The organism is Cohnella zeiphila (genome assembly GCF_014212055.1).
Taxonomy (GTDB): Bacteria; Bacillota; Bacilli; order Paenibacillales; family Paenibacillaceae; genus Cohnella; species Cohnella zeiphila.
The window spans coordinates 80,896-93,195 of the sequence record NZ_JACJVO010000001.1 but is presented as its reverse complement, the minus strand read 5'-3'; the positions used below and the strand labels follow the sequence as shown (position 1 = coordinate 93,195).

The 12,300-nt window shown below is 60.7% G+C and carries 10 protein-coding genes; all 10 read right to left on the bottom strand.

Going from position 1 to position 12,300, the window contains the following annotated elements; genetic code table 11:
- Nucleotides 1–150 precede the first annotated feature (150 nt).
- Entirely contained in the window at nucleotides 151–1,584 is a 1,434-nt protein-coding gene (locus H7C18_RS00425; RefSeq protein WP_185127033.1) for a sensor histidine kinase, read from the bottom strand.
- A complete protein-coding gene (locus tag H7C18_RS00420; protein WP_185127032.1) occupies nucleotides 1,581–2,264 on the bottom strand; it encodes a response regulator transcription factor in 684 nt (227 codons plus the stop codon). The genes H7C18_RS00425 and H7C18_RS00420 overlap by 4 nt, the downstream gene beginning before the upstream one ends.
- 46 nt (nucleotides 2,265–2,310) lie before the next feature.
- Nucleotides 2,311–3,477 carry an ABC transporter permease gene (locus tag H7C18_RS00415; protein WP_185127031.1) on the bottom strand — a complete coding sequence of 389 codons (1,167 nt, stop codon included), beginning with the start codon at nucleotides 3,475–3,477 and terminating at the stop codon, nucleotides 2,311–2,313.
- Nucleotides 3,474–4,178 (bottom strand): ABC transporter ATP-binding protein, encoded by a 705-nt coding sequence (locus tag H7C18_RS00410; RefSeq protein WP_273385198.1) that lies wholly within the window; start codon nucleotides 4,176–4,178, stop codon nucleotides 3,474–3,476. Before H7C18_RS00410 ends, H7C18_RS00415 begins: the two co-directional genes overlap by 4 nt.
- Nucleotides 4,179–4,183: 5 nt before the next feature.
- The gene (locus H7C18_RS00405; protein ID WP_185127030.1) at nucleotides 4,184–5,716 is read right to left on the bottom strand and encodes an efflux RND transporter periplasmic adaptor subunit; all 1,533 of its coding nucleotides are present in this window, start codon (nucleotides 5,714–5,716) and stop codon (nucleotides 4,184–4,186) included.
- Nucleotides 5,717–5,907: 191 nt separating this feature from the next.
- Nucleotides 5,908–6,420: an adenine phosphoribosyltransferase gene (locus H7C18_RS00400; RefSeq protein WP_185127029.1), complete on the bottom strand. Its 513-nt coding sequence runs from the start codon at nucleotides 6,418–6,420 to the stop codon at nucleotides 5,908–5,910.
- Nucleotides 6,421–6,484: 64 nt separating this feature from the next.
- Nucleotides 6,485–8,941, bottom strand: a complete 2,457-nt coding sequence (gene recJ, locus H7C18_RS00395; protein WP_185127028.1) for a single-stranded-DNA-specific exonuclease RecJ — start codon at nucleotides 8,939–8,941, stop codon at nucleotides 6,485–6,487.
- A gap of 137 nt (nucleotides 8,942–9,078) precedes the next feature.
- Entirely contained in the window at nucleotides 9,079–10,023 is a 945-nt protein-coding gene (locus tag H7C18_RS00390; RefSeq protein ID WP_185127027.1) for a cation diffusion facilitator family transporter, read from the bottom strand.
- A gap of 28 nt (nucleotides 10,024–10,051) precedes the next feature.
- A complete protein-coding gene (secF, locus tag H7C18_RS00385) occupies nucleotides 10,052–10,963 on the bottom strand; it encodes a protein translocase subunit SecF (RefSeq protein ID WP_185127026.1) in 912 nt (303 codons plus the stop codon).
- Nucleotides 10,953–12,203 (bottom strand): protein translocase subunit SecD, encoded by a 1,251-nt coding sequence (gene secD / locus H7C18_RS00380; protein ID WP_185127025.1) that lies wholly within the window; start codon nucleotides 12,201–12,203, stop codon nucleotides 10,953–10,955. Before secD ends, secF begins: the two co-directional genes overlap by 11 nt.
- Nucleotides 12,204–12,300 lie beyond the last annotated feature (97 nt).

Below are 12,300 nucleotides of genomic sequence, written 5' to 3'. Positions count from 1 at the left end.
GAAAATCTGCCTGCGATCGGCGCGGCCGGTTCCCGTAAAAGAAGATTTCCTTTCATTATGCCTCTTGACGACGGGAATCGTCAACCGATCGGTCTCGGGAACCGGGACCATAGACTTATAAATGGGATTGGCGGCTTATTCCCGGTGGGGTTAGCGATGGACGGACGAGCGGGCGGAAGCCGGAGGCTCGACGGTCGGCAGCCGGAACGTGAACTTCGAACCGCGGCCCGGCTTGCTCTCGACCGTGGCCGCCGTGCCGTGCCTGGCGAGCACGTGCTGCACGATGGACAGGCCGAGCCCGCTCCCCGCGTGGGCGGATCGGGCTTTGTCGGATTTGTAGAACCGCTGCCAGATGCGGTCCAGATTCTCCTTGGAGATGCCGACCCCTTCGTCGCGGACGCTGACGACGGCATCCGTCCCGTCCCGTTCGATCGATACTTCGACCGACTGGCCGTTCGGGGAAAACTGGATCGCGTTCAGCAGCAGATTGGACAGCACCTGGTCGATCAGGTGCGGGTCGGCGAGCACCCAGACGTCGTCCGGCGCTCCGGTCAGCTCGAAGCGAATCGAGCGCCGGGTGAATTCCGGATCGAGACCGGCGAGCAGCCTACGGACCCATTCGGACAGATTGTAGGGAGTCGGCGAGATGTTCAGTTGACCCGCTTCCATTCGCGCCATCTCCAGCAGGTCGTTGACCAGCCGGTTCATTCGCTGCGTCTGGCTGCGGATCAGATCGAGGTAGGCGTCCCGCTTGTCTTCGGGCACCGCGCCGTCGATCATCGCTTCTACGTAGCCGCCGATCGACGTGAGCGGCGACCGCAAGTCGTGAGAGACATTGGCCAGGAACTCCCTCCTCATCCGGTCGAGGCTTCCGAGCTCCTGCGACATATGGTTCAAAGAGCCGGCCAGTTCTCCGATCTCGTCTCTCGGCCGTTCGTCCAGCCGCACGTCGAACTTGCCCGTCGCGATCTGGCGGGCGGCATCCTTCATTCGGCGCAGCCGCGCGGTCATCCGGCTGGAGACGAAAAACACGATGAGGATAGAGAAGACAAGCGTCGAAATCATGACGTTGCGGAACATACCGGTAAAGCCGCGGAATTCCCGCTTCAGTTCGCGGGAGACGATGACGACCGCCTTTCCCGCGAACCGGTTGTCGCCGCTTACCGGCGCGGCGGACAATAGCGGCGACCCGCTTCCGGGCACCGGCTGGGCGATGACGGTCTTGCCCCGAGTCAGGACGTCGCGGAGCAGGCCCGAATCGGGAGGGGGAAGCTGCGCTCCCTGCGCCCCCGCTTGAACGAGCACTTTGCCGTCCCGGTCCAGCACGTAGATCGTCCGGTTCATCGGGCCGGTCGCGATCTGCAAGGCGGAGCGGAGCATGTCGTCGCTCCACTTCTCCCGGTACGCGCTGCGAACGAGCGCGGCCGCGACACTGAGCTGCTCCTCCTCGAACGCGTCGTTCCGATGTCCGAGCTCGGAGCGGATGAACCAGAAGGAGACGGCCGAAGTGACAGAGAATGAGAGCAGCAAAATGGCGAAAAAGGCGAGCAGAAGCTTGACGGTGATGCCGTTCCACCGGATCATGCTCCGCTCACCTCGAACTTGTAGCCCACGCCCCGAATCGTCTCGATCCGGCAATGCTCGGAATTGCCGATTTTCTCGCGAATTCGTTTAATATGAACGTCCACCGTCCGCGGATCCCCTTCAAAATCGAATCCCCATACCCGGTCGAGCAGCTGCTCCCGCGTCAGCACCCGGTTGGGCATGGAGGCTAGCGCATGAAGCAGCTCCATCTCCTTCGGAGGAAGCGTCAATTCATTCCCGCCGCATACGACGACGTAACGGTCAAGATCGATGACGAGATCCGGCAGCTTGACCGGCTCGCGCGCGAAGCCCGGCTTCGTCCGGCGCATGACCGCTTTGATCCGCGCCACCAGCTCCTTCGGGTCGAACGGCTTGACGAGATAATCGTCGGCGCCGAGCTCGAACCCTTTGAGCTTGTCGTAACTTTCCCCTTTGCCGGTCAGAATGATGATCGGCGTCGCCCGCTCGGTCCGGATGCGCCGGCAGACGGTCCAGCCGTCTGCGCCGGGCAGCATCAGGTCGAGAATGACCAGGTCGGGCGGCTCGGAGAGGAACTGTTCGATGCCTTCCTCTCCGTTGCAGGCCACCGTGTAATGAAACCCTTCGCGCTTCAAGTACAGACCGATCAGGTCGCTGATATAAGGATCGTCCTCGATGACAAGGATGTTGGCAACGGCCATGAGCGGTCCGCACTCCTTCGCACATTTCGATAGTCAGAAAAACTTGCTATTGTCGTAACGCGTCGACGGGGTTCAGCTTGGAAGCTCTGCGCGCGGGCAGGAAACCGAACAGAACGCCGACCCCCATGGAGAAGATCAACGCGAGCACCATGATATTGACCGATGGCGACGCAGGGGAATCCATCAGCTTGCCCGCGAATTTCGAGCCGCTTGCCCCGACGATAACCCCCACCAAGCCGCCGAGTCCGCCGATCATCCCCGCTTCCACGAGAAACTGAAACAGAATGTCCCTCTGCTTGGCGCCAAGAGATTTCCGGATCCCGATCTCCTTCGTGCGCTCCGTTACCGAGGTCAGCATCATGTTCATAATTCCGATGCCGCCGACCAGGAGCGAGATCGCCGCCACGTACGTAAGCATCGTCGACATGGAGGTGGAGACCGCCGTAATCGTCTCCAGCAGGTCCGACTGATTGAATACGGTATAAGCGTTCTCGTCGTTCCGGAAAAACTGCTGAAGCTTGAACTCGAGCATCGTCTGCACGAAATCGACCTTGTCGCTGCTTGCTACTTGCACGTAGATAGTACGGATCGCATCGGTTTTAAGCGCGACGCGGGCCGTCTGAATCGGGATGATCACGACGTTGTCGCTCGACCCGGCGGAGGTGCTGCCCTTCGATGCCAGAACGCCGACGATCGTATAGAGAGACCCGTTCAGGCTGATCGTTTGTCCGACCGGATTGGACATCGACAACTCGCTGACGACCTCGGATCCGACGACGGCAACCTTCTGCGAGAAGGCGCCGTCGATGTCCTTGATGAACCGGCCTTCGGAGACCGTGTAGTCCCGGACATCCGCGAAGGAGGGCGTCGTGGCTTGTACGGATGCGCTATACGTATTCGTTTTGTATTTGGCCGTCACCGAGCCGCTGATGACCGGAGCGTACGTCTCGACGCCGTCGATGTCCGTCAAGTCTTTGGCATCGTCCAGCGTAATGCTCGTGACGGCGCCGCGGCCGATCACGTTGGCGGTCAGCATGTTCGTCCCCAGCCCTTGCATCTGGCTTTTGACCTGCTCGGCGGTACCGTTGCCGATCGCGACCATGATGGTGACCGAAGCGACGCCTATCATAATTCCGAGCACCGTGAGCAAAGTACGCATCTTCTGCGTACTGACGCTGTGCCAGGCCATTTTTACACCTTGCGACAACTTCACGACGCTTCAATCCTTTCTTCCGTCAATTTGCCGTCTTGGATGCGCACGACCCGTTTGGCCTGAGCGGCGACGTTCGGATCGTGGGTAATGAGCACGATCGTATTGCCTTCCGCATTCAGCTCTTGAAGCAGGCCCATCACGTCGCGGCTCGTCTTGCTGTCGAGGGCTCCCGTCGGCTCGTCCGCCAAGAGCAGCGGGGGAATGCCCGCGAGCGCTCTTGCGATCGCCACGCGCTGCTGCTGGCCCCCCGACAACTGGTTGGGGATGTGGAACATTTTTTCTCCCAGGCCGACCTTCGTAAGCGATTCTTTGGCTCTTTCGCGGCGCTCGCTTGCCGACATGCCGCGATACACGAGAGGCAGTTCGACGTTCTCGATCGCTCTCAGCTTGGGGAGCAAGTGAAAGCTTTGAAAAATAAATCCGATCTTCGTGTTGCGGATGACCGCCAGCTTGTTCTCGCTAAGCTCTTCCACTTCCGCGCCGTCCAGAAAGTATTTGCCGCTGCTGGGCTGGTCCAAACAGCCCAGCACGTTCATCAACGTCGATTTGCCGGAGCCGGAAGGCCCGACGATCGCCATGAAGTCGCCCTTGTAGACGGTCAGAGTGACCCCGTCCAAAGCGTTGAACGTTTCGCCGGCCAACGTATAATGCTTATAAATGTTTTCCAGCCGGATCAGCGGAGTTCTGTCGATTTGGGCCATTCTCGTCAGCCTCCCGCTCTCCGGAAATTACCGCCGCCGCCTCCGCCGAAGCCGCCTCCAACGAAGCCGCCTCCGCCGAAGTTGCCGCCGCCGAAGCCGCCGGCTCCGATTCCCTTAATCGCCGTGGTCGTCGAGGAACCGGAGGACACGATAATCGGGATCAGTACGGTTTGACCTGCGGTCAGGCCCGACGTCACTTCGACTTGGGAATCGGTCGTGATGCCGACCGTAATCTCTTGCATTTTAAAGTCGCCGTTTGCGGCATTCATCATACCCATTCCTTGCCCTCGGCTCGCATTGCCGGTAGTTCTGCCGCCGCGGCCCGGGAACTGGCCGTTTCCTCCTGCCGCTCCGCTGCGGTTCCCCGAGCCTCTCGTGAATCCCCCTGCTCCTGCTCCGTTGCCGTTCGCCGCGCCGCCGGCAGCTCCGCCTGCGCCTGCTCCGTTGCCGTTCGCCGCGCCGGCAGCAGCTCCGCCCGCGCCTGCTCCGCTGGCTTTCGCCGCCCCGCCGGCAGCTCCGCCTGCAGCCGCTCCGTTGCCGTTCGCTGCATCGTTCGACTTATTGTTCGTACCGCTTCCGCCGCTCGAGCCCGTGGCGCCGCTGTTCGGCACGCGCACGAAGTATTTGCCGCCGACCGTTTCCACCGCGTCGACCGGCACGATGAGCGCATTCTCTTTTTGCTGAATGATGATGCTCACATCTGCGGACATGCCCGGCAGCACGTTATCGATATCGTTCAGCGTAACCGTGACCGGGAACGTCGACACGCCGTTCGAGGCCGTGCCGTCCTTGGAAATATCCGACACCGTGCCCGTGATCTTCTGGCCGCTCAGCGCTTCGATCGAAACATTGGCGGTTTGCCCTACCTTCAGCTTGGTAATGTCGAGCTCGTCCGCGGAGATGGACACTTCCAGCTTATCGTAATTGACGAGTTTAAAGGCGGTCAAACGGGCTTGTACGGAATCTCCCGCTTTGATATCCACCTCCGTGATCGTCCCGTCGATCGGAGCCACAAGCGGATCCGGCGCTTTGGCTTTATCTTCGTTGTCCTGGATCTCCAGCTCCGTCTGCTCGATATTCAGCTGAGCGGACTTGATGCTCATCTCGGCTGCTTCGAGGTCGGAATCGCTGGCGCCGGAAATTTTCAGGCTTTTCCATTTGTCTTGCGCTTGCTGCAAGCTCATCTGCTGCTGCTGCAGCGTCAATTTGGCCTTATTCAACGCGAGCGAGACGTCTTCTCCTTCGAACGTCGCCAGCACCTGGCCTTTCTTGACGACGTCTCCCTCTTGCACGGACACCTTCTCGACGGTGCCGTCTTCGGCTATGATCGCGTCATCCGATTCGCTGACGGCAACGGATCCCGAACCGGTTACGCTTTGGGTGATGGTGCCTTGGGTTACCCTCGCCTCCTGGAAGGAAGGCGCGGCGGCCGCAGTGTTATCCTTGTTGTAATACCAGTAGCCCGCTCCCCCGCCTGCCGCGAGGACGCAAATCACGACAAGCCAGGTTACGATCTTCTTCCAGCGCTTCTTCTTCATTTCCCGAGAACCTCCCGAATGATACACCAATTATGTAAGAAACAATAATTGGATACTATCATTCGTAGATGAACGGACGATGAACGCGTCCTTAGCGCCAGATGAAAATGAACCTTACGCTCGCCTTGCGGAATTTACGTGCAAAAAAAAGCTGCCAGGTTGCCCTTGCAGCTTTCGGATGACCGGTAGAATCAAAACTTGACCAGCGAGAATACGTCGATGCCCGGCAGCTTTTCCCGGCCGTTCAAATAGCCGAGCTCGATGAGGAACGACGCGCCGACGATCTCTCCGCCCAGCTGACGGATCAGCTGCGACGTGGTCGAGATCGTCCCCCCCGTAGCCAGCAGATCGTCCGCGATCAGCACTTTCTGGCCGGGCTGAATCGAATCCTTGTGAACGGCCAGCTTATCCTTGCCGTACTCCAGATCGTAAGATGCCTCGACCGTCTCTCCCGGCAGCTTGCCGCTTTTGCGGATCGGGACGAAGCCGACGCCCAGCGCGATGGCTAGCGGAGCGCCGATGACGAAGCCCCGCGCTTCCGGTCCGGCGACGAGGTCGATCTCAAGGCCGGCGACCCCTTCCTTCAATGCGTCGATCGCGGCGCGGTACGCCGGACCGTCTTTGAGCAGCGTCGTAATGTCCTTGAAGCGAATCCCGGGCTGGGGAAAATCGGGAATGACCCGAATGTAATCTTTGAAGTTCATGCTGGATTAGACCCCTCTCACTAACTGTACGAGTAGCATTATACACTTTGCGCAGGCCGTCTGGCTACTGCCGGGCTCCCGCCGCGGACAACAGCCCGCGGAGCCATTGGCGGAGAGATTCCGTATTCATGGCGGGCAACGCTGCCGCTTCGGCATGTTCCTTCGCCTTGCGATAGCGCTCCGACTGCTCCAATTCGCGCCGGGCAGGAGTCGCGGCCACTTTGACGCTGGCCCGGTCCACGGACAAGAAGCCGAGCTCCTCGAACACGTCCTGCATCATGCGCACCGTCGCCAGGGGCCAGCCGGTCGCTTCCGCCGCCTGCCGCAGGAATCCGTCCGGCGTGTCGATCCAGCTTCCTTGGCGCCGGAACAGCGAATAGACCCGGCCGAACTGCTCCCGATCGGGAAAAGGTCTCGTCCTGCCGCCCGTCTCCCCCGCCTCCGCCGCAAAAATATGTATCGATTCAAAGGTATGCCCTTCGGCGAACAGTTCCCTCAAGCTCCCGACTTCGCCCGGCCGCTTCGGCAGACCGGCCAGCACCAGGTGCCGTTCCCTCTCCGGTCCCGGAACGACGCGGAGCGCCGAGGAAGCCGCCGTCTCCGCCGTACTTTCAAGCGTGCCGGCCTTTCCGGTCCAGCCGCGCCACTGCTCGTAGCCGAACGCCGCCGCGCCGGCTGCCGCGAGCGTCTCCGACGCCGCAGCTTCCTGCAAAGCGGCGGAAGTCGAGCACAGAATGAGCAGGCCCGCTCCCCGGGCCGCCAACGATTCGGCGCCGGCCAACCAGGAGCGTTCGCTCCGGCGATCGAAGATCGGGAGCGAATTCGGCTTCCAATCCTGGAGCATCAATTGGACGCGCCGGCTGCCGTTCCACTCGTTGACGGCCAGCTCTCCCAGCAGATCGACCGAGGAAACTCCGGATAGCGTCTCCGTCTCTTCGCCCATTCCGAAGCCGACCGTCTCTAGCCGTCGTCCCTGGTCTTCGATGACGAGCCGCAGGTGCTTGCTCGTCTTGCCGATCGCCCGCGCTTCCTGGACCTTGGCTTCCTTTACGACAAACCGGGGCGTCGGGTTGCCGTTGCCGCACGGTTCGAGCAGCTTGAGCATCTCCGCCGTCTCCAACGTCCATTCGGCGGGGCGGATCCGCAGATCGGCCTTGCGCTTCGGCAGCCAGTCGTCCGGCCGGATCCGCTCCAGCGCGATCTCGGACAGGCGGCGTCCAAGCTCCGGAACGAGCTCGGTCCGCATCGTCATGCCGGCGGCCGCTTGATGCCCGCCGAAGTGATCGAGCAAATCGGCGCATTCCGTCAAGGCGGCGTGGAGGTCGAAGCCTTCGATCGAGCGCGCCGATCCTTTGCACATCCCGGTTGCCGGATCGATGGCCAGAATGACGGTCGGCCGGTAATACCGCTCCACTAATTTGGATGCGACCAAGCCGGCTATGCCCGCATTCCATCCTTCTCCCGCGAGGACGATCGCGCCGCACGGCTCGCCCCTGGATTGCTCCGCCGTCTCCAGCCATAACCTGTCCGCTTCCAGGACGGTCTCGTCCACGAGCTGCTGCCGCTCCTTATTCAGCTCGTCGAGGCGCTGCGCCAGCTCATCCGCTTCGGCGTCGCTGTCCGCGACCAGAAGCTTGACCGCCCCGTCCGCGCTCTCCAGCCTTCCGCCCGCGTTCAGCCGAGGGGCGAGCGCGAAGGCGATGCGGCCGCTGGTCAGCTTGCCTTGCTCCGCTCCGCAGATCGCGGCCAGCGCCCGTATGCCGGCCGTCGGATGAACGTTCATCCGCTCCAAGCCGAGCTTGACCAGTATCCGGTTCTCATCCTCGAGCGGCATGAGATCCGCCACCGTTCCGATCGCCGCCAAATCCGCATACGATGGATCGGCTTCTGCGAGCAGCGCATGCGCCAGCTTGAAAGCGACTCCCGCTCCGGACAGTCCTTTAAACGGGTAACCGCATCCCGGCTGCTTCGGATTGACGAGGGCAGCCGCCTCCGGCAGAACGGCAGGAGGCTCGTGGTGGTCGGTTACGACGACTTCGATTCCCAAGCTTCGGGCATAGGCGATTTGCTCCACGGCGCTGATTCCGTTGTCGACCGTGACGATCAGCTTTACGCCTGCCGCCGCGGCAAGATCGATCGCTCCCGTATGGAGCCCGTATCCTTCGCGGCTGCGATGGGGGATGTAGGTGTCGAAGTCGGCTTCCAGCCGGCCCAGCAGCCGGATCATCAACGCCGTCGACGTGACGCCGTCCGCATCGTAGTCCCCGTAAACCCGAATTTTCTCCCGGTCTCGAAGGGCCCGGCGAATCCGCTCGACGGCCTCGGCCATTCCTTTCATTCGATAGGGATCGTGAAAGCCTTCGGAGCCTCCGTACAAAAACCTCCGGGCGTCCTCCGGCTCGGTCAAGCCTCTGGACGCCAACAGGCGGGCGACGAGCGGAGGCAGCTTAAGCTCGGCCGCGAGCGCTTCCGCCGCCTGCGGATCGGCCTCCCGCATTTCCCACCGATACTTGCGTTTCATCTGCGCGTTCTCCCCTCTCTTCCCGTCCGCGACGGGCGAAAATGACAACTCCGCCGAGCAGCCTCCGCCCGTCGTCTTCCCGCGAAGGAAGGCGACGGGCCGGATTCGTCTCGGCGGAGCCTACGGAGCTGTCCCGCTCACTGCAGAAGAGAGGTCATCTCTTCCTCGTGATGATTGGACTTGTATGGATAACCGGGATCGTACGGCTGAACGTGAATATGGGCATCCGTGACATGAAGGAACCGCTTCGTCAGCTGTCTCCGAACCCGCTGCGCGATATCGTTTCCTTCATATACCGTAATGCGCGGATTGACCCGAATGATCATCTCGACGACGACGTAATGGCCCTGTTCCTTGGCTTTCAGATCGTCGACGGCGACGACGCCGTCCACCCGTTGCACCGCTTCGAGCAGCGCTTGCAGGTCGACTTCGTTCAGATTGCGCCTGGCGGCGGACTTCATGACGCCAAGAACGAGCTGGCAGCCCGACCGGATGACGAAGACGCCGATGACAATCCCCGCCGCGGGGTCCAGCACATACAGCACCGGCATGTTCAACAGATCGCCGCCCATGGCTCCGACGGTGCCGACCAGCGCGGTCAGCGAGGCGAAGATGTCCGAGCGATTCTCGGCGCGAAGCGAGTCCGACCGCAACCCCAGCCGCGATTCGTACCGCTTCCGGTAACGGACGAGCCCTTCCCGAATCCCGATGCCCAGAACGATGACCGCCACCGCGCCCCACCCCGGCGCCTCGTCGACCCCGACGATCATCCGGCGCAGCGAGTTCAGTCCGATCTCCAAGCCCGCCACCAGCAGCAGGGCGGACAGAACGACGCTGGCCACCGCTTCGGGCGGCAGCCGTTCTTCCGACGCTTGCATCCGAGGAGTCCGGCCGGCTCGTCTCATCTCCAGATACGAAGTGGTCGCACCGGCGAAATCGGCGGCGGAATGGCACGCGTCCGCCATCAGCGCCCGGCTTCCGGTCAGCCAACCGGCCGTCCCCTTGATGACGGACAATCCGAGCAAGCCCAGCACGGCGACCTTGGTTCCGTGTTCGGCGTTACAGCCGCGAAGTTCCGTCATGTTGGCGTGCCTCCCCCATTGCGTTCGATTAATTCGAAGCGCTTTGCGCTTTGACAGGTTTCTTCGGTTTGGATCTGCGGCGCAGCAGCAGCCAGATCGGGCTGGCGATGAAGATGGACGAATACGCGCCGCAGATCAGGCCGAAGATCATGGCCAGCGAGAACATTTTGATCGATTCGCTGCCGAAGACGAACAGACAGATAGCCGCGAAAGCGACGGTCATGACGGTATTGACGGAACGCGTCAGCGTCTGGCTGACGCTGTTGTTGACGAGCGTTTTCAGATCTTCGTCCGTTTTGAGCTTCGCAAAGCGCAGATTTTCCCGAATCCGGTCGAAGATAACGACGGTATCGTTGATGGAATAACCTACGATGGTCAGAATGGCGACGATAAAAGGCAAGTTTACTTCCAATCGTAAAAGCGAGAACAGCGTGATGACGATAAAGGCGTCATGGAGCAGCGAGATGACCGCCGCCACGGCGAACCGCCATTCAAAGCGAATCGCGACGTAGATGACGATGCCGAGGCTCGCGATCAGAATGCCGTACAGCGCGTTGGTCTCCTGTTCGCGGGCGATGTCGACGTCGACGATGTTGACCTCGAACGCCGCCTTGTCGTCGAACTTCGCTTTGAAGTCGTCTTCCAGCTTCTCCTGCTGCTCTTCGCTGAGCGATTTCTCGAAACGCAGCGAGACGCGTTCGCTGCCCGCCGTCATCGTGTATTTGCCGAATTGTTCGGAATCGATAAAGCCCTCCAGCTGCGTCTTGTCGATCTTCTTGGTAACGGAGATGTCGACCGAAGAACCGGACTGGAAGTCGATGCCGTAGTTCAAACCGAAGATCGACAGCGATGCAATGCCTAGCAGCGTCAGAATAGCCGAGACAATGAAGAAGGTTTTGCTCGCTTTGACGAAATCGTAGTTTTTGAACTTATAGCGCACGGATCTCATCCCCCTTCACGCCATAGTAAGACGGTTTGTTGAAGCGCCCGCTCTTCACCAGCAGGTGCAGCAAAAACCGCGTGAGGAAGAGGTTCGTCAAAATATTGATGATGATGCTCGCAAGCTGGACGACCGCAAAGCCCTTGACCGATCCTTGACCGATGAAGTAAAGCACGCCCGCGGCGATAATGTTCGTAATATGCGCGTCGATGACCGTCCGGAAGCTGTTCTTGTTGCCGGACCGCAGCGCCGAGGCAATGCTTTTGCCGTTGCGGATCTCGTCCTTGATCCGTTCGGCCGTTATGATGTTCGTGTCGACCGCGATGCCGATGCCGAGCACGAACGCCGCGATTCCGGGCAGCGTCAAGGTGGCGTTCATCAGCCAGAACGCGATCACCAGCACCCAGACGAACACGATCAGACAGACGCTGGCGACGACGCCGGGCAGCCGATAGAAAATAAGCATGAACAATAGAATGGCGACGGATGCGACGGCGCCCGCGATGGCCGTGTCTTCCAGCGATTTCTGCCCCAGCGTCGCGCCGACGCTCTGGGTATATTTCTCGGTCAACTTAAGCGGCAGCGCGCCCAGGTTGATGACGTCGGCCAGATCCTTGGCCTCGGCCGGCGTGCGTTGGCCGGAGATCGTCGCCGAGCCGTCGGTAAGCGGCTGTTGAACGACCGGATCGGACAGCATGTCGTCGTCGAGGTAGATGGCCAACACTTTGTTCACAAGACGGGTCGAGACATCGGCCAGCTTGCTCTTGTCTTTAACCTTGATTTCAATGAGCGGTTGGTTGAGCGAGTCGTAGACGACCTTGGCGGCGCCTTCTACGAAGTCGCTCCCTACAAGCTCGACTTTGCAATAATCGGTGTCGCTTTTGCAGCCGTCCGCGCTCCGGAACTCCAGGTCGGCCGGCTTCTTCATCATTTCCCGGACCTTCTTCTCGTCCGTGACGCCCGCGATCTTGACGCGGATTCGGTTCTTGCCTTCCGTCGTCACTTCGGGTTCGGCGACGCCCGTCTTGTTGGCGCGCTTCTCCAGGCTGATCGCCGTTTGCTTCAACGAGTCCTTGGTAACCGTACCGCCTTCCGTAAGCGGTTGCGCTTCGTAAAGGATCTCGAAGCCGCCTTTCAGATCCAGCCCGAGTTTTGTCGAATTCAGCAGGCCCGGGCTTGTCCATGCGATAAGCCCAAACGCTACGAGTACGACAACCACGAAAGCGAGCAGTCGTTTCATTGTGTCGTGCGGTCCCCTTTCGATTCTCAATGTTCCTATTATACCTACGCGTTTTAAAGGAAGTCAATTTGCCCGCGGTCCTTGGAAGAGCGCGCCA